This is a genomic window from Lutimaribacter degradans, assembly GCF_023703375.1.
GTDB classification, from domain to species: Bacteria; Pseudomonadota; Alphaproteobacteria; order Rhodobacterales; family Rhodobacteraceae; genus Lutimaribacter; species Lutimaribacter degradans.
This window is the reverse complement of sequence record NZ_JAMQGO010000001.1, coordinates 12,821-33,080: the sequence shown is the minus strand read 5'-3', so window position 1 is coordinate 33,080 and position 20,260 is coordinate 12,821. Positions and strand designations below refer to the sequence as shown.

Annotated in this window: 23 protein-coding genes; 6 read left to right on the top strand and 17 right to left on the bottom strand. The window is 63.0% G+C overall.

Annotation, left to right across the window (positions count from 1 at the left end; genetic code table 11):
- Nucleotides 1–32 precede the first annotated feature (32 nt).
- The 7 genes from M8744_RS17745 to M8744_RS00145 form a co-directional block, all read right to left on the bottom strand.
- The gene (locus tag M8744_RS17745) at nt 33–161 is read right to left on the bottom strand and encodes a hypothetical protein (protein WP_256473989.1); all 129 of its coding nucleotides are present in this window, start codon (nt 159–161) and stop codon (nt 33–35) included.
- A gap of 101 nt (nt 162–262) precedes the next feature.
- Nucleotides 263–466, bottom strand: coding sequence for a hypothetical protein (locus M8744_RS00170; protein ID WP_251407559.1), 204 nt, complete (start codon nt 464–466; stop codon nt 263–265).
- Between the two features lie 352 nt (nt 467–818).
- Nucleotides 819–1,166: a hypothetical protein gene (locus M8744_RS00165; RefSeq protein ID WP_251407556.1), complete on the bottom strand. Its 348-nt coding sequence runs from the start codon at nt 1,164–1,166 to the stop codon at nt 819–821.
- 66 nt (nt 1,167–1,232) lie between these two features.
- Nucleotides 1,233–1,415, bottom strand: a complete 183-nt coding sequence (locus M8744_RS00160) for a hypothetical protein (protein ID WP_251410052.1) — start codon at nt 1,413–1,415, stop codon at nt 1,233–1,235.
- A gap of 175 nt (nt 1,416–1,590) precedes the next feature.
- The gene (locus M8744_RS00155; RefSeq protein WP_251407553.1) at nt 1,591–2,004 is read right to left on the bottom strand and encodes a DUF6497 family protein; all 414 of its coding nucleotides are present in this window, start codon (nt 2,002–2,004) and stop codon (nt 1,591–1,593) included.
- Nucleotides 1,997–2,410, bottom strand: a complete 414-nt coding sequence (locus M8744_RS00150; RefSeq protein ID WP_251407550.1) for a hypothetical protein — start codon at nt 2,408–2,410, stop codon at nt 1,997–1,999. Before M8744_RS00150 ends, M8744_RS00155 begins: the two co-directional genes overlap by 8 nt.
- Nucleotides 2,411–2,455: 45 nt before the next feature.
- The gene (locus M8744_RS00145) at nt 2,456–3,988 is read right to left on the bottom strand and encodes an acyl-CoA carboxylase subunit beta (protein ID WP_251407547.1); all 1,533 of its coding nucleotides are present in this window, start codon (nt 3,986–3,988) and stop codon (nt 2,456–2,458) included.
- Nucleotides 3,989–4,154: 166 nt separating this feature from the next.
- Between M8744_RS00145 and M8744_RS00140 the strand changes: the two genes are divergently transcribed.
- Both M8744_RS00140 and M8744_RS00135 read left to right on the top strand, forming a co-directional pair.
- The gene (locus M8744_RS00140; protein WP_251407543.1) at nt 4,155–5,369 is read left to right on the top strand and encodes a multidrug effflux MFS transporter; all 1,215 of its coding nucleotides are present in this window, start codon (nt 4,155–4,157) and stop codon (nt 5,367–5,369) included.
- 162 nt (nt 5,370–5,531) lie between these two features.
- Nucleotides 5,532–6,929 carry a helix-turn-helix domain-containing protein gene (locus M8744_RS00135; protein ID WP_251407541.1) on the top strand — a complete coding sequence of 466 codons (1,398 nt, stop codon included), beginning with the start codon at nt 5,532–5,534 and terminating at the stop codon, nt 6,927–6,929.
- Between the two features lie 180 nt (nt 6,930–7,109).
- Here M8744_RS00135 and M8744_RS00130 read toward each other — a convergent pair whose 3' ends face one another.
- The 7 genes from M8744_RS00130 to betI all read right to left on the bottom strand — a co-directional run bounded on the left by M8744_RS00130 (nt 7,110) and on the right by betI (nt 14,094).
- The gene (locus M8744_RS00130) at nt 7,110–7,349 is read right to left on the bottom strand and encodes an HP1242/YdcH family protein (protein WP_251407538.1); all 240 of its coding nucleotides are present in this window, start codon (nt 7,347–7,349) and stop codon (nt 7,110–7,112) included.
- A gap of 112 nt (nt 7,350–7,461) precedes the next feature.
- Nucleotides 7,462–8,028, bottom strand: coding sequence for a hemerythrin domain-containing protein (locus M8744_RS00125; protein WP_251407535.1), 567 nt, complete (start codon nt 8,026–8,028; stop codon nt 7,462–7,464).
- 66 nt (nt 8,029–8,094) lie between these two features.
- The gene (locus M8744_RS00120; protein ID WP_251407532.1) at nt 8,095–8,763 is read right to left on the bottom strand and encodes a thermonuclease family protein; all 669 of its coding nucleotides are present in this window, start codon (nt 8,761–8,763) and stop codon (nt 8,095–8,097) included.
- Nucleotides 8,764–8,836: 73 nt separating this feature from the next.
- A complete protein-coding gene (gene betA, locus M8744_RS00115) occupies nt 8,837–10,495 on the bottom strand; it encodes a choline dehydrogenase (RefSeq protein ID WP_251407529.1) in 1,659 nt (552 codons plus the stop codon).
- The gene (gene betB, locus M8744_RS00110) at nt 10,495–11,955 is read right to left on the bottom strand and encodes a betaine-aldehyde dehydrogenase (protein ID WP_251407526.1); all 1,461 of its coding nucleotides are present in this window, start codon (nt 11,953–11,955) and stop codon (nt 10,495–10,497) included. Before betB ends, betA begins: the two co-directional genes overlap by 1 nt.
- A 43-nt stretch (nt 11,956–11,998) precedes the next feature.
- Entirely contained in the window at nt 11,999–13,513 is a 1,515-nt protein-coding gene (betC, locus tag M8744_RS00105; protein WP_251407523.1) for a choline-sulfatase, read from the bottom strand.
- Nucleotides 13,510–14,094, bottom strand: a complete 585-nt coding sequence (betI, locus tag M8744_RS00100; RefSeq protein ID WP_251407519.1) for a choline-binding transcriptional repressor BetI — start codon at nt 14,092–14,094, stop codon at nt 13,510–13,512. The genes betC and betI overlap by 4 nt, the downstream gene beginning before the upstream one ends.
- 94 nt (nt 14,095–14,188) lie before the next feature.
- Here betI and choX point away from each other — a divergent pair, with 94 nt between their 5' ends.
- Genes choX through choV form a run of 4 tightly spaced genes read left to right on the top strand, consistent with a single transcriptional unit; the run spans nt 14,189 to nt 17,200 of the window.
- Nucleotides 14,189–15,112, top strand: a complete 924-nt coding sequence (choX, locus tag M8744_RS00095; protein ID WP_251407517.1) for a choline ABC transporter substrate-binding protein — start codon at nt 14,189–14,191, stop codon at nt 15,110–15,112.
- Entirely contained in the window at nt 15,109–15,351 is a 243-nt protein-coding gene (locus M8744_RS00090; protein ID WP_251407516.1) for a hypothetical protein, read from the top strand. Before choX ends, M8744_RS00090 begins: the two co-directional genes overlap by 4 nt.
- A complete protein-coding gene (gene choW, locus M8744_RS00085) occupies nt 15,348–16,181 on the top strand; it encodes a choline ABC transporter permease subunit (RefSeq protein ID WP_251407514.1) in 834 nt (277 codons plus the stop codon). The genes M8744_RS00090 and choW overlap by 4 nt, the downstream gene beginning before the upstream one ends.
- A complete protein-coding gene (gene choV / locus M8744_RS00080) occupies nt 16,178–17,200 on the top strand; it encodes a choline ABC transporter ATP-binding protein (protein ID WP_251407512.1) in 1,023 nt (340 codons plus the stop codon). The genes choW and choV overlap by 4 nt, the downstream gene beginning before the upstream one ends.
- A gap of 48 nt (nt 17,201–17,248) precedes the next feature.
- On the opposite strand, the gene M8744_RS00075 is transcribed toward choV, so the two are convergent.
- The 3 genes from M8744_RS00075 to M8744_RS00065 all read right to left on the bottom strand — a co-directional run bounded on the left by M8744_RS00075 (nt 17,249) and on the right by M8744_RS00065 (nt 20,222).
- Nucleotides 17,249–18,157, bottom strand: coding sequence for a DMT family transporter (locus M8744_RS00075; RefSeq protein ID WP_251407510.1), 909 nt, complete (start codon nt 18,155–18,157; stop codon nt 17,249–17,251).
- A 41-nt stretch (nt 18,158–18,198) separates the two neighbouring features.
- Nucleotides 18,199–18,792, bottom strand: a complete 594-nt coding sequence (locus tag M8744_RS00070) for a LysE/ArgO family amino acid transporter (RefSeq protein WP_251407506.1) — start codon at nt 18,790–18,792, stop codon at nt 18,199–18,201.
- A gap of 689 nt (nt 18,793–19,481) precedes the next feature.
- On the bottom strand, nt 19,482–20,222 hold the full coding sequence (locus tag M8744_RS00065) for a YebC/PmpR family DNA-binding transcriptional regulator (RefSeq protein WP_251407503.1): 741 nt from the start codon (nt 20,220–20,222) through the stop codon (nt 19,482–19,484).
- Nucleotides 20,223–20,260: the final 38 nt, after the last annotated feature.

Sequence of the window (20,260 nt, the reverse complement as noted above, 5' to 3'; positions counted from 1 at the left end):
TCCTGGCGGCATCTCGCCAGAGGCGCCGCCGGTCAGTCGAGGCCCGGCAAAGCGTCGTATGACGGGGCGAAGTGGAATCGGCTGGATGTTTCCGGAACGGATGACCACCCGACGACCGCCACGATGACGCCCATCGCGGCCAGGAATTTCACGGTTCTCATGCTCGGTGCCTCGATTTTTTTCTTCAGGCTTTGAGGCGAACCGTACCGGAAACAGTGTGTTTACGCCAGCGCGCTGCGCACTGACGTTGGAAAGTGTTGCGTCAACACCGCGACGGGTATTGCTGGCAATAGGCGACGTTGGCCACGGCACCGACCAAGGCTCCGCCTGCCACGTTGGTGTCCAGCACCGCGCCAGCCGCCGCGCCGGTGCCTGCGCCCAGCAACGTTTGTTCCAGCGCCGTGTCACCACAGCCCGCAAGCGCGGCGGTTGCAACCGCAACGAGGAAAACGGATTTGATCTGCATGGTCTGTCCTGCCTTTTTTCCCAAGTTTTCAGCAACAGGCTATATGGCGCGAACTGGGGCAAATACCAGACATAGCCGGGCCCCGCCGGAATACAGGCAAAGCGTTGCCGACCGGCACAAGTCTCTGAGCGGTTTTTATAAAAGATGGGCGGCCGACCTGGGGAAAGGTCGCACCGCCCAACAGGGGAAGGGTAACGGGTCAGACTCATCGTCCCGGCCCGAGGGGTTCGGGCCACCACTACAAAACCAGTTTGCCGCGTGGCAGACCATGGCGCAATATGGTAAATATCACAGCCCTCAAGATAGGCCGTTTCCCGCCAAAGTTGAGGCGCCTTGCGCAGGAAAGTGCCGATCATTCCTCGAACACCTCCGGAAAGGCAGCGCGCGCAGTGGCTTCGTCAATGCGCAACAGCGCGTCATAGCTTTCGGGGTCGAACGGATCTTCCGCAGGCACCACTTCGCGCCCAAACAGCCAGCTCAACCGCCCGGCATCCAGGTTGCCGCGCTCGAAAGGCTGATCGCCGAAATGATCCCACAGCGCACCCAAGAAAGCCGCGTCGGCGCGCTTGTCGGCCGGACGGCGGTCGCGGTACCGTTCACGCGCGGTCAGCGGCGTTGCGCCCTTGGGGTTGGCGCGGCGAATGATGAACTGGAAATCAGTGCCCGGAAGACGACCGGGAAAGCCGCGATGCTTCAACATGTCCGGGCCCCCGCATCGCCAAGGGCAGGGATGGGGCCGGGCCCGAAGACCCGACCCCGACAAGCATTACTTGTACTTGCCGGTATAGGTCGGCTCGACCGAGATGGGCTCGGGCTCGACCACGACGTATTCTTCCTCTGCCGGCTGTGCGCAGGCTGCCAGACCGGCAACCAGACCCAGGGCGAGCATGCTCTTGATGTACTTCGACATCCGTTTCTCCTGTTTCTTGTTTTGGACAAACCGGCGCATCGGCACCGGCCCTGCCCCTCTTGCGAGGTAACGGTCGCTTGGGTGCAACCGAAATACAGAATACAAGAATCACGCGAAGAATGATACGTGCGCGCAGACGCCGCCGCAGTCTGTGACGGGAAAGCCGCAATTGCCGCCGAACCTGAACAATGCCCCGCAAGATATTGTGGCATGGTCAAAAACCCTCCCAGATGCAGGTGTCATTTTCGACGCGAAACACATCCATGTACTGAATGATTTCGGGATCGGTGGCACCGAACTCGATCGGCTCGGAAGCCAAGGAAACGATGACGCGCGTCGCGCTCACCCCGGCCTGCGCCAGCTGGGGCAGGGCGTAATCGCGACACAGGAACCCGAAATCCTGCTCGACTTCCTCAAAGCCGGCATCCTGCCCGATGGCCGGCGCGACAAAACGAAATCGCGCCACTTCGCCCATGCCGGCGGGCGCGTCGATCACCACGTCCTGCAAGGCAAGGGAAATCCCGGAAGGCGGTGAGGGCACGGGCCGGGCCTCCTCCTGCCCGGCTGCCGTGGTCGCACAGGCCAAAGCCCCCCCAAGCGCGACGAAAGTCATCAGGCGCCTATACATAAGACACCCCTTTGCCCGCGTGGCGCTGCCAGCGGGCACGGTTGGCAGGATCGTCCAGAACCGCACGAATGGCCGCTTCGGCCCACGCGCGCGGCACCGGGCCATCCACCGCGCCACCTGCCAGCACGTGCAAAGCATCGCCCTTGCGCGCGACGCGCACGGCCGGTGCGAACCCCCGCAGGTCGCGCAGCGCCCGCCACATATCCTGCCGCACCTGGTGGGCCAGCCGCAAGGGGTCCATCGACGGCAAAACCGCCTCGACGCCTAGGTCGAACCGCGCGGGCCGATGGCGCGACAGGGTAAGCCCCGTCCCCGCCCTGTCCACATACCAGCGATCCTGTTGTCCGCGTCGTGCCACCGTATCGTTTTCCTCTTGCCAGAAATACCCCGGGGGGAGTCGCGCCACGCGCGACGGGGGGCAGCGCCCCCGCCCCCGGGCAACCACCCGCGCTTACAGCGGGATGTTGTCGTGCTTTTTCCAGGGCATGTCCTGTTTCTTGTTGCGCAACATCGCAAAGGCACGCGCCAGGCGCTTGCGGGTACTGCGCGGCTGGATCACTTCGTCGATAAAACCGCGTTCGGCGGCGACAAAGGGGTTGGCAAAGGCATCTTCGTATTCCTTGGTGCGCTGCGCGATCTTCTCGGCATCGCCCAGCTCGCTGCGATACAGGATCTCGGTCGCACCCTTTGCCCCCATCACCGCCACCTCGGATGTCGGCCAGGCATAGTTCACGTCGGCCCGCAGATGTTTCGACGCCATCACCACATAGGCGCCACCATAGGCCTTGCGGGTAATCACGGTGACCTTGGGCACCGTCGCCTCGCCATAGGCAAACAGCAGTTTGGCGCCATGCTTGATCACGCCATCATATTCCTGCTTGGTGCCCGGCAGGAAGCCGGGCACATCCACCAGCGTCAGGATCGGAATCTCGAACGCATCGCAGAACCGCACGAAACGCGCCGCCTTGCGCGCGCTGTCGATGTCCAGAACGCCGGCCAGAACCATCGGCTGGTTGGCGACAACACCCACGGTCTGCCCCTCCAGCCGGATGAACCCGGTGATGATGTTCTTGGCGAAATCCTCCTGGATCTCGTAGAAATCCCCCTCGTCCGCGATCTTCAGGATCAGCTCCTTCATGTCGTAAGGCGTGTTGGGGTTTTCCGGCACCAGCGTGTCCAGGCTCTGTTCCACCCGATCGACATCATCGAAGAACGGGCGGACAGGCGGCTTTTCACGGTTGTTGGCGGGCAGGAAATCGACCAGGCGCCGCACCTCGGCCAGCGCCTCCACATCGTTTTCAAACGCCGCATCCGCGACCGAGCTTTTCCTGGTATGGGTGCTGGCGCCGCCCAGCTCTTCGGCGGTGACCACCTCGTTCGTGACCGTTTTCACCACGTCGGGGCCGGTGACGAACATGTAGCTGCTGTCTTTGACCATGAAGATGAAATCGGTCATGGCCGGGCTGTAGACCGCGCCCCCCGCGCAGGGGCCCATGATCACGCTGATCTGGGGTACCACGCCGCTGGCCATGATGTTGCGCTGGAACACGTCGCCGTAACCGGCAAGGCTATCGACACCTTCCTGGATACGCGCGCCCCCCGAATCGTTGATGCCGATCACCGGCGCGCCATTCTGCATGGCCATATCCATGATCTTGCAGATCTTTTGTGCATGCGTGGCCGACACCGACCCGCCCAGAACGGTAAAATCCTGGCTGAACACGTAGACCAACCGCCCGTTGATCGTGCCCCAGCCCGTCACCACGCCGTCGCCGTATGGGCGGTTCTTTTCCATCCCGAAATCGGTGCAGCGATGGGCAACGAACATGTCGTATTCCTCGAAACTGCCCTCGTCGACCAGCAGATCGATCCGTTCGCGCGCGGTCAGCTTGCCCTTGTCATGCTGCGAGGCAATGCGTTTCTCCCCCCCACCCATGCGTGCAGCATGGCGGCGGGTTTCAAGTTCTTGCAGGATGTCTTTCATGGCGGTCCCCTTCCGTTTCGGCGGGTTATAATGTTGCGCTGGCTCAAGTCCAAACGAAATCCGGCAAATTTGCAAATCATGTGAAATATTTTTAAAGCTAATTGCAAAAAAGCAAAGACGCGGCGGGCGTCTGGACATTGCCCCGGGCTGGGCCTACTCAAGTTCCATGAGTGACACGGCCTCGGTGCGCTATCTTGATCGCACCACACCCCCACATATTTCAACGCTGATCCTTCTGGCCGGTATTTCGGCTCTCAGCATGAACGTGTTTCTTCCCTCGCTTCCGGGGATGGCCGTCTATTTCGACACCGAATACCGGCTCATGCAGCTTTCGGTTGCGATCTACCTGGCGATGAACGCTGTTCTGCAGATCTTCGTCGGCCCGATCTCGGATCGCTTCGGGCGCCGGCCGGTGATCCTGATCGGCCTTGCACTCTACCTGCTGGCCACGCTGGGCTGCATCTTCGCGCCCAACGTCACCGTATTCCTGGCCTTCCGCATGATCCAGGCCGTGGTGGTGGTTGCGATGGTGCTCAGCCGCGCGGTTGTGCGCGACATGTTCACACAAGACCGCGCCGCCTCGATGATCGGCTATGTCACCATGGGCATGGCGGTGGTGCCGATGATCGGCCCGGCCATCGGCGGCATCCTCGAAGAACTGTTCGGGTGGCATGCGAATTTCTGGCTGCTGTTCTTTGCCGGTTTGGCTGTGTTCTGGCTGACATGGCGCGACCTGGGCGAAACCGCGCGCGCCTCGGACAACACGCTGCTGGGACAGTTCCGCGAATACCCCGAGCTTTTGACCAGCCCACGCTTCTGGGGCTATTGCCTTGCGGCGGCCTTCGGATCGGGCGCGTTCTTTGCCTATCTGGGCGGCGCGCCCTTCGTGGCCTCCAACGTGTTTGGTCTTTCGCCCGGCAAGATGGGGATCTATTTCGCCGCACCGTCGATCGGTTATTTCCTGGGCAACTGGATCACGGGCGCCTATGCCTCGCGCTACGGCGTGAACAAGATGGTACTCTGGGGCACGGTCACGGCCACCGTGGGCATGGCGTTCTCGCTGGTCTCGTCCTATTCCGGCTATTCCAGCCCGCTGAGCTTTTTCGGCTTCATGACGCTTGTGGGTGTTGGCAACGGCATGACAATCGCCAATGCTACCGCGGGCATGCTGTCGGTGCGCCCGCACCTGGCCGGCACCGCCTCGGGGCTGGGCGGCGCCATCATGATCGGCGGCGGCGCGGGCCTGTCGGCACTGGCAGGCGCGCTACTGGTGCCCGGCGCAGGGGAATTTCCGCTGATCTGGATTATGTTCCTGACCTCGCTTTTCGCCGTGGTCGCCATAACCGGCGTCATCCTGCGCGAACGGCAACTGGGGCTCTGACCTCTTCCTCTTGCTTGAAATACCCCGGGGGAGCACGAGGGGGCTGGCCCCCTCGTTTCGTCGGTCGGCACGAGGCCCGGCCCGCGCGCCCGCTATAGCAGACTGGACAGGCGCGCTTTGCAAAGGCACCTTTGTACAAACGCAAAACTGCAAAGAATCCCCATGGCCACGAAAAAGCTTTATGCCGGCGCCAAGCTGCGCGAAACCCGCCAGCGCCTCGGCCTCACGCAAAAGGATTTCGCCGCGAAACTGGGCGTGTCCCTGCCCTATCTGAACCAGATGGAAAACAACAACCGCCCCGTCAGCACGACCGTGGTGCTGGCCTTGGCGCAGGAGTTCGGCTTTGACGTGACCGAGCTTTACACCGGCGACAGCGAGCGGCTCGTCACCGACATGCGCGAAGCGATGGCCGACCCGCTTTTCGGCGATGCGCCCCCGCCACTGGCCGATCTGCGGCTAACCGCATCGAACGCGCCGGCGCTGGCGCGCGCCTTCATCGACCTGCATCACGCCTATCGTCAAACCCACGAACGGCTCGCCAGCCTGGACGAGGCGCTGGGGCGCGAAGAGTCGCGCCTGCAACCCAGCCCCTGGGACGAGGTGCGCGATTTCTTTCATTATTGCGACAATTATATCGACGCCGTCGACCGCGCGGCCGAACACATGGCGCAGGCCACCCAAGGCCGCCCGATGCGCTTGCAGGCGCCCGAGATGCTGGATCAGGCCGGGATAAACCTGCGCCTGGCCGACAGCGACCGGCTGCGCCATTTCGACCCCGAGGCCCGCGTGCTGACCCTTTCGAACCGCGCGGCACCGGAAACCCAGACCTTCCAGATCCTTCTGCAACTCGCGCTGCTGCAACAGGACAAGCTGCTTGAGGCGACGCTGGATTTCGCGCGTTTTCGCAGCGACGAGGCCCGCGCCATCGCCAAGATCGGGCTGGCCAACTACTTTGCCGGGGCGGCGCTCATGCCCTATACGCGCTTTCTCGAAGCCGCCCAAGGCGCCCGCCACGACCTGGAACTGCTGGCAACGCGTTTCTCGGCCTCGATCGAGCAGGTGGCGCACCGCCTGTCGACATTGCAGCGCCCCGGCGCCAAGGGCATTCCCTTCTTTTTCGTCCGCGTCGATCAGGCCGGCACCATCACCAAGCGCCACAGCGCCACACGGCTGCAATTCGCGCGCTTTGGCGGTGCCTGTCCGCTTTGGAACGTGCACCGTGCCTTTGAAACACCGGGCCGATTCCTGCGGCAACTGGCCGAAACACCCGACGGGATGCGCTATATCAACCTGGCTCGTGACGTCAGCAAGCCGGGCGGAGCCTTCGGCGCGCCCACCCGGCGCTATGCCATTGCGCTGGGGTGCGAGGTGCGCCACGCCGATGCGCTGGTCTATGCCGACGACCTGGACCTTTCGAACCCACGCGCGTTCGAACCCATAGGCATATCCTGCCGCATCTGCGAACGCGCCCATTGCCACCAGCGTTCGGTCCCGCCGCTGGAGCGGCGGTTGTCCATCGACAGTAACGAACGCGGGGTTCTGCCCTACCGGGTGGAGTGAAGCCTGGGGTTTCGGGTGATGGCCGCGCTGGCCCTTGCGGGTGTTGCCGGGGCAACGGAGATTTCCCAACCCCGACAAACGCGGGGCGGCGCCATTTCGGCGCCGCCCCTGTAAAAACCAAACGGGTCACTAACAAGCCCCAGGCCGACAAACCCGTCCTGCGGCATGTGCCTTTGCCGATCAGGCGGCCGAAAGTATCTGGTAAATCTCGTCCTTCAGAGCGGCGCGTTTCTTGCGCATCTCGGACATGTTGAGATCGTCGGTCGGCTCAATATCGGTTTCTGCCCGGTGCACGGCGCGGTTGATCTCGTGATATTCCTCGGCGAGCTTGGCAAAATGCGCGTTCGAGGTTTTAAGCGCGGTCATTTTTTCCGCGTGTTCGGGGAACTCTTCATGCAATTCGTGGGGGGTATGGGACATGCGCGGTCTCCTTCCTGTTTCCTTGGTTGAACGCCAGACTAGTAAAGACTGGCCCCCTCCTCCTTGATGCGGATCAAACCGGCGCGGCAATGCGCGGGAAAACCGCAAAAAATCATGCCATGTCGGCGCCGTATTCCAGAACGAGGGGCACGATCACTTCTTCCTCGTCTGTCAGGTGCCGATCAAGGAAGTGACGAAACGCCTCGTGCCGGGCCAAAAGGGCGCCCGCCGCGTCATGCGTACCCTGCCCGGCCTGCAGCGCGCGCAAAACCGCGTTGGTGTCTTGCGCCAGGTCATGCAAATGCGCATCCAGCGCGTGGTGGTCATGGTCGAGCAGGTCGAAGGCCCCGGAAACGCGGGCATCCAGCGGCTTGAACTGCGGAAAATAATGCGCGTCCTCGATCCCGTGATGGCCGTGCAGCTCTTGCAGGAAGAATCCGGTATACCGGCTCAACTCGGGCCCGTAACGCGGCCCGGCCCTGTCATCCAGATGCGCCTGCGTTTCAGTGATCAGCTTGTCCAGCACCTTGCGGAACATCAGGTGCCGATCCAGCCAGAACGCCGTCAGCTGGTTGAAGTTAGTATGCCCGCGCCACATCTCGCGCGGGTACTTGTCGGCCAGCACGCGCAGATGGGCGGGCAGGCCGCTGCGCAGATCGAGGGAAAGCTTTTCATCCATGGCAGAAACCTAAGTCACCGGGCCGGGGCATGCCAGCCTGTCAGTTGCACAAAGCTTGTGCGCATTTCAGCGGGCCGCGCGGCGCCAGCCAGCGTTTCGGGCCTGGGATTCGGAGCAGAACCAGCGTTCGCCCTTTGCCGGCGAAATGCGCGTGCGCCCGTACCATGCCTGACCGGGCATGTGATAGATGCGCTGCCCGTCGGACGAGATGTTTCCCTTGATCACGCAGCCATCTGGCGCGTGATCAAGGTTGGCCGCGCCTTGTGCCGTGCGCGCGGCACGGCGAAAGGCGGCGGGCGACTGTATGCCGGTGCCATGCAGGCCGCGCCCATTCACCGCCGCGCCCTTTTCATCAAGGTCATAATCCAGGCTGTACCTGCGATAGGCAAAGGCCAGCCCGTCGCGCACAAGCCTTTGCCCGATATCCTGACCGTCAAGGTAACACTTGGCCACCACCCGGCCATACCGATCGGTATCGACCGTCCGGCAACTGACATTCCGCCCCTCGGCCCAGCCGCGCAGTTCATTGCGCACCCATGACCCGCAGGCCCAGGGCGGCGCGCCATCGCCGCCGCAGAACTGGTCGGTTTCCGGCGCGTCGATGCCATGCAGCCGCACGGTGACGCCGCCCACCTTCAAGGTGTCGCCATCGACCACGCGCACGGACCCTTGCGGCCCGGCCACGGCGGGCCAGGCGGCAAGCATCAGAACAAAGGCAGCACAAATTCTTAACATCCTGTTAATTTCGGAAGGCAGCCCACCGAGTTCAACCGGATTTGTTAACCAAGGTTAAGAAAAGGAGATTATCTCAACGCTGTGCGCTCTGCCAGTTGGGATGTATCCAGGGCTGCGCGTTCTCGGGTGGCAGCGGATCACGGCCCAGGATATGGTCGCTCACCTTTTCACCCACCATGATCGACGGCGCATTCAGGTTGCCATTGGTGATGCGCGGAAAGACCGAGCTGTCGGCCACGCGCAGCCCCTGCACACCGATCACGCGCGCCTGCGCGTCGACCACCGCGCCCGGGTCGTCGGCCCGCCCCATCCGGCAGGTGCCGCAGGGGTGATAGGCGCTTTCGACATGGTCACGGATGAAATCATCCAACGCGTCATCGGATTGCACGGCCTCACCCGGCTGGATCTCGTGTTTGACGAAGGGCTTGAAGGCATCTTGCGAAAATATCTCGCGCGTGAGCCGAATGCAGCGCCGGAAATCGCGCCAGTCGCTTTCGTCGCTCATGTAGTTGAACAGTATCTTCGGCGCCGCGCCCGGATCGGCGCCGCGCAGGCTGACAGCGCCGCGCGACACGCTGCGCATCGGCCCCACATGGGCCTGGAACCCGTGACCCTCGGCCGCTGTCTGCCCGTCATAGCGCACGGCGATGGGCAGGAAATGATACTGGATATCGGGGTAATCAACGCCCGCGCGGCTGCGGATGAAGCCCGCGCTTTCGAACTGGTTCGACGCGCCGGGGCCGCGACGGGCCAACAGCCATTGCAGCCCCACCCACGCCTTGCCGAACAGGTTCCAGTATTTATACAGGCTGACCGGCTGGCTGGCCGCCATCTGGATGTAAAGCTCAAGATGATCCTGCAGGTTCTGCCCCACGCCGGGCCGGTCGGCCACCACGGGGATGCCGTGCTCGGCCAGATGCGCAGCAGGGCCTATCCCCGACAGCATCAGCAGCTTGGGCGAATTGATGGCCGAGGCCGCAAGGATCACTTCGGCCCGCGCGGCGATCACCTCGGTCCGGCCCTTGCGCGAGATCTCGACGCCGGTTGCGCGTCCATCCTCGATCACCACGCGCCGTGCCAGCCCGCGCAGCAGCGTACAGTTGGGCAGTTTCAGCGCCGGGTCAAGATAAGCCCGCGCCGCCGACCAGCGCCGCCCCTGCCACACCGTCATGTCATAAGGGCCGAAGCCCTCTTGCTGGTGCCCGTTATAATCGCCCGTTTCGGGATATCCCGCCTGCACGCCCGCCTGCACGAAAGCGCGCACCAGCGGGTTGACGCGCTGCCCGCGCGTCACGTGCAACGGCCCATCGGTGCCACGCCAAGCCGGGTCGCCCCCATGACCGCCGTCGTGCCAGTGTTCCATTCGCTTGAAATAGGGCAGCACATCGGCATAGCCCCAGCCGTTTGCCCCCTGATCGCGCCAGTGATCAAAATCGCGCGCATGGCCGCGCACATAAATCATGCCGTTGATTGACGACGAGCCGCCCACCACCTTGCCGCGCGGACACGCCAGGCGGCGACCACCCAGGTGCGGCTCGGGCTCGGTTTCATAGCCCCAGTCATAGCGCGCCATGTTCATCGGGTAGGACAGCGCGCCGGGCATGTTGATCAACGGACCCCAGTCGCTGCCGCCATGTTCGATCACGATGACACTGCGCCCGGCCTGCGCAAGGCGATACGCCATGGCACACCCGGCGCTGCCGGCGCCAACGATAACGTAATCGGCATGCATCAGAAGGGGGCCTCGACCCGGCCCATGCGGACGTACACGGATTTGAGTTGGCTGTAATGCTCGATCGCGGCCTTTGAATTTTCACGGCCCACGCCCGACATCTTGACTCCGCCGAACGGCACCTCGACCGGCGCATCGTTGTAGGAGTTCAGGAAACAGCTACCGGCCTGAAGCGCACCGATCACCCGGTGGCCGCGTTGCAGATCGCTGGTAAAGACGCCTGCCGACAGCCCGTATTCGGTGGCGTTGGCCCGCGCGATCACCTCGTCCTCGTTCTCGAAATCAAGCACGCACATGACGGGGCCGAAAATTTCCTCGCGCGCGATCGTCATGTCGTCCGTCACATCGGCGAACACGGCCGGCGTGATCCAGCAGCCGGGCCGGTCAAGACGCTGGCCACCCGAGACCAGCCGCGCGCCTTCCTCGGTGCCCTTGGAGATGTAATTCAGCACGATCTGCAACTGCCCCTCGCTGACCATGGGGCCGAAACTGGTTTCCGGGTCCAGCGGATCGCCGATAACGGCGTTTGCCAACCTTTCGGACAGGCGATCAAGAAAGGCATCGCGCAGGTTGCGTTGCACGAAAACCCGCGTGCCGTTGGAACAAACCTGCCCAGAGGAATAGAAATTTCCCAGGATCGCGCCGCCCACGGCGTCGTCCAGGTCGGCATCGTCGAACACGACCAGGGGCGATTTGCCGCCCAGTTCCATGGTCACATGCTTCATCTCGGCCGCGGCAGCGGCGTAGACCTTTTTGCCCGTGGGCACTGACCCCGTAAGCGAGACCTTATCCACGCGCGGATCGGTCGTCAGCGCCGCGCCCGCCGCGCCCGCGCCCTGCACCACGTTGAACAGCCCTGGAGGCGCACCGGCCTCGATCAGGATTTTGGCAACCTTCAGCGCGCAAAGCGGCGTGGTTTCCGAGGGCTTGAACACCATCGCGTTGCCACAGGCCAGCGCGGGTGCGGCCTTCCAACAGGCGATCTGGGTGGGGTAGTTCCACGCGCCCAACCCGACGCAGACGCCCAAGGGCTCGCGCACGGTATAGGCCCAGTCACCACCCGGCAGTTGGATATGCTCCCCCGTCAGGCTGCCCGCCAACCCACCGAAATATTCCAGCGCATCCGCGCCGCTGGTGGCGTCGGCCACGCTGGTTTCCTGGTAAGGCTTGCCGGTATCCATGGTTTCCAGAACCGACAGATCATGGTTGCGCGCGCGCATGATATCGGCGGCGCGGCGCAGTACGCGCCCGCGCTCGGTGCCGCTCATCGCGGCCCAGTCAGCTTGCGCGCCTTTCGCGGCCTCCAGCGCCCGGTCGATGATGGCGGGCGTGGCCTCGTGCAAAATGGCGATGGTTTCACCCGTGGCCGGGTAGACAACCGGCAGCGCGGCGCCGGCGGTATCTTCGACATACTCACCGCCGATGAAATGGCTGGCGGTCGGCTGTGTTGGATAGGTCATGGGTGTCGCCTCCGGCGCAAGTTTTTTCAGCAAGATGAAGGGGTCATTCGCCACGCGGAAAGCGTTGGCTTTCTTCCAGCACGTTCAGGTCCATGTGGTTGCGCATATAGCGTTCGCTGGCCTTTTGGAGCGGCTGGTAATCCCACGGGAAATAGCCGCCCCGGCGCAACGCCTCGTACACGACCAGCCGGCGCGCCTGCGATTGGCGCACTTCGGCGTCAAAGCGTTCCAGGTCCCAGAGTTCGGCCGCCATGATGCGAAAACGTTCGAGCGTTGCGGCATGTTCCGGACTTTCGGCCAGGTCTGTCAGCTCATGCGGGTCGGCATCGAGGTCGAAGAGCTGCTCGGGGTCACGCGCGCAGTTGGTGTATTTCCAGCGCCCTTCGCGCAGCGCGATCATCGGCGAAATGCTCGCCTCGGCGGCGTATTCCATCGCCACGGGGCTTTTGCGCACGGCTCCCCGCCCAAGCGGCACCAGGGTTTCGCCCGTCGTCCAGGGCATTACATCGTCCATCGGAACGCCGGCAAGGTCGCAAAGCGTGGGGCAGATGTCGATGTTGCTGACCGGATCGCTCACGAGGCCGGGGCGCATCTGCGGCGCCGCGATCATCATGGGCACGCGGGCCGAGCCTTCGAAAAAGCTCATCTTGAACCAAAGCCCGCGCTCACCCAGCATGTCGCCGTGATCGGACACGAACACGACAATCGTGTTCTCGGCCTGCCGGGTCGCCTCAAGCGCGGCAAGCACCTCGCCGATCTTTTCATCGAGATACGAGATATTGGCGAAATACGCCCGCCGCGAGCGGGTGATATCGCGTTCGGTGATGGTGTAGCTGCGCCAGTCATTCGAATCGAAGATACGCTGGCTGTGCGGATCGTGGGTTTCGTACTCCATCGCCGGCACCGTCGGGTGCAGCTGGTCGCTGTCTTCGTAGAGATCCCAGTATTTGCGCCGCGCAACGTAAGGGTCGTGCGGGTGGGTAAAGCTGACCGCCAGGCACCAGGGCCGGTCATCCTTTCCGCGTGCCAGGTCATAAACCATTTGCACGCCGTGGAACGCCACCTCGTCATCATATTCCAGCTGGTTGGAAATCTCGGCCACGCCAGCGCCGGTCACGCTGCCCATGTTGTGATACCACCAGTCGATCCGCTCGCCGGGTTTGCGGTAATCCGGCGTCCAGCCGAAATCGGGCGGATAGATATCGGTGGTCAGCCTGTCCTCGAACCCGTGCAACTGGTCGGGGCCCACGAAATGCATCTTGCCGGAAAGGCAGGTGTAATACCCCGCACGGCGCAGATGGTGGGCGAATGTCGGGATACTCGATGTGAATTCGGCCGCGTTGTCGTAAACGCCCGTCTGACTGGGCAATTGCCCCGACATGAAGGCCGCCCGCCCCGGCGCGCATAGCGGGCTGGCGGTATAGGCGTTGGCAAAGCGCGTCGAACGCTGCGCCAGCTTGCGCAGGTTCGGCGTATGCAACCAGTCTGCCGGCCCGTCTGGAAACAACGTGCCGTTCAACTGGTCGACCATGATAACCAGGATATTGGGGCGGGTCATGACGCAGCCCTTTCCAGTTCGAGTTCCAGGTAGCCCAGCACCTGCGCCACCGCCTGATCGCTGTCGGGCGTGTCGCGGCCAAGACTTTGTTGCAGATAGACCCCGTCGACCAGCGCCGCGATCCGATCGGCCGCCGGTTCGGCACGCCCCCCGATGGCCGGGCGCAGGGCGTGGCAAAGATTCGTCCGCAGCCGCCGCTGGTAGACGACCAAAAGGCGCTGTGCTTCGTCCGCACGGCGGGCAAGAACATAGAAGTTCATCCATGCCGCAACCGTATCGGTCCGGAAATTGCGCGGGCTGAACGAGGCACGCACGATCGCCTCGACCCGTGCGGCAGGCGTCGCTGCCATTGCCAGCGCACCGCGCACTTCGGCGGCGTAGATCCCCATGGTGTAACGCATTGCCGCGACAAGGATCTGTTCCTTGCCGCCAAGGTAGTGATGCGCAAGCGCCGAGGACATGCCGGCACGACGCGCGATCTGCGCCACGCTGACATCCAGCGTGCCACATACTCCGATCTCTGCGATCGTGGCTTTTACCAGCGCCTCGCGGCGTATAGGCTCCATTCCGAGCTTGGGCATGATGACACGCGACCCCCAAGTTGCTATGCAAACGACCTAATTGGTATTTGATTGACTCGTCAATCAATAAACCTCGACACAAGGGAGACTCCGAATGACCACGAAATCCATGCTATCCGCGCTGGCGCTGATCGCTACCGCCCCCGCAGCTTGGGCCGAATGCGGCACCGTGCGCTTTTCCGACGTGGGCTGGACCGACATCACCGCCACCACCGCTGCCACCACCACGGTGCTGGAGGCACTGGGCTACGACACCGATATCAAGGTGCTGTCGGTGCCTGTCACCTACACCTCGATGGCGGCAGGTGATATCGACGTGTTCCTGGGCAACTGGATGCCCACGATGGAGGCCGACATTGCCCCCTACCGCGAGGCCGGAACTGTCGATACCGTGCGCACCAACCTGGAAGGCGCGAAATACACGCTTGCCACGAACGCCGCGGGCGCAGAATTGGGAATCGCCGATTTCGCAGACATCGCGACCCATGCCGAGGCGCTGGAGGAAACCATATACGGCATCGAGCCGGGCAATGACGGCAACCGCCTGATCATGGACATGATCGCGGACAATGCCTTTGGGTTGGGCGAATTCGATGTGAAGGAAAGCAGCGAACAAGGGATGCTGGCGCAGGTGGGCCGTGCCGACAGCCGCGATGAGCCCGTCGTGTTCCTTGCATGGGAACCACACCCGATGAACGCACGCTACGACCTGACCTACCTGACGGGTGGCGATGACTGGTTCGGCCCGAACCTGGGCGGCGCGACCGTGCTTACCAACACCCGAGCCGGATACGTGGAGGAATGTCCCAACGTCGGCAAGCTGCTGCAAAACCTGGAATTCACGCTGGCCATGGAAAACGAGATCATGGGCGCGATCCTGAATGACGGAGAAGACCCCGCCGACGCCGCAAGCGCATGGCTCGCGGCCAATCCCGGCGTGCTCGACGGCTGGCTTGACGGTGTGACCACCCGCGATGGCGGCGATGCGATGGCCGCGGTCAAGGCCGCGCTGGAGTGAGACCGCTCCGCACGAAAACGGGGCTTGCCGGCAGGCAAGCCCTTTTGGCCGAGCGGACCTTGCACTGGCGCGGGGGCCGCGCGGCCACGATCAAGAACAGTGCCAGACCCCGCATCATCCTCCAAACCGTCGTCGCGATCCTGCGACATGAGTTTTCGCCCGCCGCGCCAAGGCATGAAGGTTTTGCCACCATGCGCGCGGCACGCGGCGTCACACGCTACCAGGAAACCCCGACATGAACTGGCTGACCGACAGAAAAATCCCCGTGGGCGATTGGGCCGCGGCGGTATTTGACTGGCTCCAACGCAATTTCACCTTCGCCTTCGACGCGCTTTCCGACTCGCTCGAGGCGCTGATCGACGCGATCTTGTGGGTGCTGCAAACACCGCATCCGCTGATCGTCATCGGCGTTCTGGCGGTGTTGTCATTCGCGCTGCACCGGCGCTGGCAAATGCCGGTCCTGGTGGCGGTTGGATTTCTTTTCATCGTCAACCAGGACTACTGGGAAGAGACCACCGAAAGCCTGACGCTTGTGCTGTCGGCCTGCGTGGTCTGTATGGGGGTGGGCGTGCCAATCGGCATCGCCGCCGCACACCGCCCCCGCCTTTATGCCGCGATGCGCCCCGTGCTTGACCTGATGCAGACATTGCCGGCCTTCGTCTACCTGATCCCGGCGATCGTCTTTTTCGGCATCGGCATGGTTCCGGGGCTGATCGCGACCGTGATATTCGTTCTGCCCGCGCCGATCCGACTGACGCATCTGGGCATCACCGGCACGCCAAAGCCGCTGCTCGAGGCAGCGCAGGCCTTCGGCGCCACACCACGCCAGACCCTTTGGAAGGTCGAACTGCCCTACGCCCTGCCCCAGATCATGGCGGGTCTGAACCAGACCATCATGCTATCGCTGTCGATGGTGGTGATCGCCGCGCTGGTCGGCGCCGACGGGCTGGGCGTTCCGGTGGTTCGCGCCCTCAACCAGGTGAACACGTCGCTTGGCTTCGAGTCTGGCTTCGTCATTGTCGTGCTCGCCATAATTCTGGACCGTCTGCTGAGGCTCGATCGCAAATGAGCGCCGTATCCTTTCAAAACGTATCGATCGTCTTTGGCGACAAGCCTGCGACTGCCCTGCCCCTGATGGACCAGGGCCAAAGCCGCGAAGAGGTGCAGCGTGCCACCGGGCAGGTTCTTGGGGTCCATGATTGCTCGCTCGACGTGGCCGAGGGCGAGATCCTGGTGCTGATGGGCCTGTCGGGCTCGGGCAAATCCACGCTCTTGCGGGCGGTCAACGCGCTCAACCCCGTGGCGCGCGGCAATGTGGAAATTACCACCGACACGGGCCCCGTCAACGTCACGACCGCCAATGCCGCCACCCTACGCGGTTTGCGCCAACGCACCGTTTCGATGGTGTTCCAGCAATTCGGCCTGCTGCCCTGGCGCAGCGTGCGCGAGAACGTCGGGTTGGGACTGGAACTGGCAGGCATGGACCGCGCCGCCCGGCAGGCCCGCATCGATGAAGAACTGGCGCTGGTGGGCCTGTCCGACTGGGCCGATCACAAGGTAAGCGAGCTGTCGGGCGGGATGCAACAGCGTGTCGGGCTGGCCCGCGCCTTTGCCACCCGCGCGCCGATCCTGCTGATGGATGAACCCTTTTCCGCGCTTGATCCGCTCATCCGCACCCGGCTGCAGGACGAGTTGCTGGAGCTGCAACAAAAACGCCGCCGCACAATCATCTTCGTCAGCCACGACCTGGACGAGGCGTTCAAGATCGGAAATCGCATCGCCATCATGGAGGGCGGGCGCATCGTGCAATGCGGCACCCCGCAGGACATCTTTACCAACCCGGCCAGCCCCTACGTGGCCGATTTCGTGGCCCATATGAACCCGCTGGGCGTACTGTGCGCGGGCGACATCATGACAACGGCGCAGGGCACACCGGAAATAACCCTGCCTGCGGAAGCGACAATCCAGCAGGTCATGCAGGCCGTGACAGCCAACGACGTCATCGGCATCACGCGCGACGACCAACTGGTGGGGCAAATCACCCCGGCCCGGATCATCGAAAAACTGCTCGATCCGCGCACCCCGTAGGGCGCGGCTTGCGTGGCAGCGCGCCTCTGGATCCGGCCAATGCCCCGATCACAGCTTGGTTGCAGGAGCGGCGGGCGTAACCGCGCGGCGCTTCAGCACGGCCTCGCGCCAGGTGATGAAACTGACCGACCCGATGATGACCAGCCCGCCCATGATAACCCAAGGGTCCACCGCCTCGCCGAAAAACAGCGCGCCCACGGCCACAGCCCAGACCAGTTGCAAGAACGTCACCGGCTGTGTCACGGTCAGCGGCGCACAGCCAAAGGCCAGTGTCATCGTGTAATGCCCTCCCGTCGCCAGTATCGCCACGCCGAACAGCACCATCACGGTTTCAAGATCAGTCGGCACCCAGACGCTTGCGGCCATCGGTGCCAGCCCGACCGTCACCCAGATCGAGAGCATTCCCACCACGACTATGGCATCAACCTCGTCCGTCAGCACCTTGGCCAAAAGGTAAGAGGCCCCGAACACGATGGCCGCCAGCAGCATCGCCAGATGTCCGGCGCCCACTTCGCGAAACCCGGGGCGCAGGATGATCAGGGCCCCCAGCAGCGCCACGATCACCGCGATCACCCGGCGCTTGGCCAGCCGTTCCCCCAGAAACAGCGCCGCGCCAATCGTGACATAAATGGGCGCCAGGTAATTCATCGCAGTGACATCGGCGATCGGGATACGCGCCATGGCAAAGAACCACATCGAAACGCCGGCCGCATGCGCCAGCCCCCGCAGGGTGAACAGGCCCCATTGCCGCTGCGTCAGCCGCGCGTTCAGAATCGGCCGGATCATGGGCAGGACGAAAACCAGCCCCAGCGCATAGCGGATAAAGGCCGCTTGCGGCGAAGGAATATCGGTGCCCAGGTATTTCACAAGGGCGGTGACACAGACGAACAGAATACCCGTCACCACCATCCAGAACACGCCCATCACGGGCCGGTTTGCTGCTTCCGCGTTTTTCATGGCGCCATGAATTCACGTTAACGAGTTAACTGCAAGTGGGGTCACGCGCCCAGCAGCAGCTTGGCCGCGATGGCCCACATCACCAGGCCCACGATCACGTCCAGCGCGCGCCACGCGCGGGGCTGCGCGAAAAACGGCGCCAGCAGGCGCGCGCCGTATCCAAGCGAAAAGAAAAAGGTGAAACTGGCCGCCACCGCGCCCAGGGCGAATGGCCGCGCGCTATATTGCGCCGAGATCGTGCCCAAGAGAACAACGGTATCAAGGTAGACATGCGGGTTCAGCCATGTCAGCGCCAGGCAGGTCAGCAATGCCGCACGCAGGCTGCCGGCATCCTGCCCTGCCTCCAGGGCCTCGCCGCCGCGCCATGCCGCCAGAAAGGCCCGCGCTCCGTAAACGCCCAGGAAAGCCGCGCCACCGTACCGCATCACCGGCTCCAGCCAAGGCAGTGCCAAGGCCAACGCGCCAAAGCCCGCCACGCCAAGGACGATCAGAACCGCATCAGACAAGGCACAGGTCAGCACGATGGGCAGCACATGCGCCCGCCGCAGCCCCTGCCGCAATACAAAGGCGTTCTGCGCCCCGATGGCCAGGATCAGCGAAAACCCCAGTGAAAACCCCGCGATGGCCGATTGCATGCCTGCCCCTTTCGATCTGTTGACCGGCGTCGCGTACCACCCGGTTCGCGTTCAGGCTAGACAATCTGTTTTCATCCGATCAATTTTCACCGCCGCATCTGGACCCCGCACAACTGGCCGCGCTCGCCTCGGTGCAGTCTCTTGGCTCGTTCGGGCTGCAGGCGTGCGGTTCAGGGCTGTATCCCCCACCCGTCGGACGATCTGCGTTACACCGCCACTTTCGCCCCCGGTTCTGATACCCGGTGCTTCACCAGGGGCATGACCGCGCAGACCTTGGCCCGCGCAGATGCTGCAATTCAACGAAAGGGTCGCGGCACGGCAACTGACGCCTGAAATGGTGATGTGACCACTTTATGTGGATAACATGCCCGTGAAACGTAATAGGACAACAAAATTCTGATTTTTCTGTGGATAAACAGGGAATATCTATCTGCTTTCTTCAAGCGTCCATTGCCCTTTGCCGCTGTCCTATAACCGAAAGACCCACGGCGCGACGCGCGTTCGACCTCAGAAGTGACTCAAGGCATGGCCGGCAAGGCGCTGAAAATCATATAAAATTTCAAAAATCGGAAAACAGCGTAAATCCGCGGATTTTTCCGGCAAAATCACAGCCCGCGCAAACCCGGTCAGCAGACATGAAAACAGCGCCGCAAACCACGGCGCTGCAATAAATTTTCTGGTCTGGCGCGTTACAGTTGGGCCATGACCTCGTCGCTGGCCTCGAAATTGGTGGTGACGCGTTGCACGTCATCGTCATCTTCCAACGCGTCGATCAATTTCATCAATTTCTGCATGCCTTCAAGGTCCAGCTCGGTCGTGGTCGTAGGCTTCCAGACAAGCTTGGTCGATTCACTTTCGCCCAGCTCGGCCTCCAACGCGTTGGACACGTCGTTCAGGTCGGTATCCGCGCACCAGATCACGTGGCCGTCCTCGCTGCTTTCCACGTCTTCCGCGCCCGCCTCGATCGCGGCCATCATGACCGTGTCGGCATCCCCCACTGCGGCGGGATAGACCACCTCACCCTTGCGTTCGAACATGAAGGCAACGCTGCCCGTCTCGCCCAGGTTGCCGCCGTTTTTGGAAAAGGTCGACCGCACGTTCGATGCGGTGCGGTTGCGATTGTCGGTCATCGCCTCGACGATCACCGCGACGCCGTTCGGGCCATAGCCCTCGTAGCGGATTTCCTCGTATTCATCGCCTTCCCCGGCGACAGATTTCTTGATCGCGCGTTCGATGTTGTCCTTGGGCATGGATTGCGCCTTGGCCTCTTTCACAGCAAGGCGCAGGCGCGGGTTCTTGTCCGGGTCGGGGTCGCCCATCTTGGCGGCGATGGTGATTTCCTTGCTGAGCTTGGAAAACAGCTTGGCCCGCACGGCGTCCTGACGCCCTTTGCGGTGCTGGATGTTCGCCCATTTCGAATGGCCTGCCATGATGCAATCTCCGGGAAATTCCTGCGCACGTGTCTATA

Bases quoted from the DNA above. Each gene is read 5' to 3' on its own strand.
- M8744_RS17745 (WP_256473989.1), bottom strand. From the start codon at position 161: ATGAGAACCGTGAAATTCCTGGCCGCGATGGGCGTCATCGTGGCGGTC.
- M8744_RS00170 (WP_251407559.1), bottom strand. From the start codon at position 466: ATGCAGATCAAATCCGTTTTCCTCGTTGCGGTTGCAACCGCCGCGCTT.
- M8744_RS00165 (WP_251407556.1), bottom strand. From the start codon at position 1,166: ATGTTGAAGCATCGCGGCTTTCCCGGTCGTCTTCCGGGCACTGATTTC.
- M8744_RS00160 (WP_251410052.1), bottom strand. From the start codon at position 1,415: ATGCGCCGGTTTGTCCAAAACAAGAAACAGGAGAAACGGATGTCGAAG.
- M8744_RS00155 (WP_251407553.1), bottom strand. From the start codon at position 2,004: ATGTATAGGCGCCTGATGACTTTCGTCGCGCTTGGGGGGGCTTTGGCC.
- M8744_RS00145 (WP_251407547.1), bottom strand. From the start codon at position 3,988: ATGAAAGACATCCTGCAAGAACTTGAAACCCGCCGCCATGCTGCACGC.
- M8744_RS00140 (WP_251407543.1), top strand. From the start codon at position 4,155: ATGAGTGACACGGCCTCGGTGCGCTATCTTGATCGCACCACACCCCCA.
- M8744_RS00135 (WP_251407541.1), top strand. From the start codon at position 5,532: ATGGCCACGAAAAAGCTTTATGCCGGCGCCAAGCTGCGCGAAACCCGC.
- M8744_RS00130 (WP_251407538.1), bottom strand. From the start codon at position 7,349: ATGTCCCATACCCCCCACGAATTGCATGAAGAGTTCCCCGAACACGCG.
- M8744_RS00125 (WP_251407535.1), bottom strand. From the start codon at position 8,028: ATGGATGAAAAGCTTTCCCTCGATCTGCGCAGCGGCCTGCCCGCCCAT.
- M8744_RS00120 (WP_251407532.1), bottom strand. From the start codon at position 8,763: ATGTTAAGAATTTGTGCTGCCTTTGTTCTGATGCTTGCCGCCTGGCCC.
- betA (WP_251407529.1), bottom strand. From the start codon at position 10,495: ATGCATGCCGATTACGTTATCGTTGGCGCCGGCAGCGCCGGGTGTGCC.
- betB (WP_251407526.1), bottom strand. From the start codon at position 11,955: ATGACCTATCCAACACAGCCGACCGCCAGCCATTTCATCGGCGGTGAG.
- betC (WP_251407523.1), bottom strand. From the start codon at position 13,513: ATGACCCGCCCCAATATCCTGGTTATCATGGTCGACCAGTTGAACGGC.
- betI (WP_251407519.1), bottom strand. From the start codon at position 14,094: ATGCCCAAGCTCGGAATGGAGCCTATACGCCGCGAGGCGCTGGTAAAA.
- choX (WP_251407517.1), top strand. From the start codon at position 14,189: ATGACCACGAAATCCATGCTATCCGCGCTGGCGCTGATCGCTACCGCC.
- choW (WP_251407514.1), top strand. From the start codon at position 15,348: ATGAACTGGCTGACCGACAGAAAAATCCCCGTGGGCGATTGGGCCGCG.
- choV (WP_251407512.1), top strand. From the start codon at position 16,178: ATGAGCGCCGTATCCTTTCAAAACGTATCGATCGTCTTTGGCGACAAG.
- M8744_RS00075 (WP_251407510.1), bottom strand. From the start codon at position 18,157: ATGAAAAACGCGGAAGCAGCAAACCGGCCCGTGATGGGCGTGTTCTGG.
- M8744_RS00070 (WP_251407506.1), bottom strand. From the start codon at position 18,792: ATGCAATCGGCCATCGCGGGGTTTTCACTGGGGTTTTCGCTGATCCTG.
- M8744_RS00065 (WP_251407503.1), bottom strand. From the start codon at position 20,222: ATGGCAGGCCATTCGAAATGGGCGAACATCCAGCACCGCAAAGGGCGT.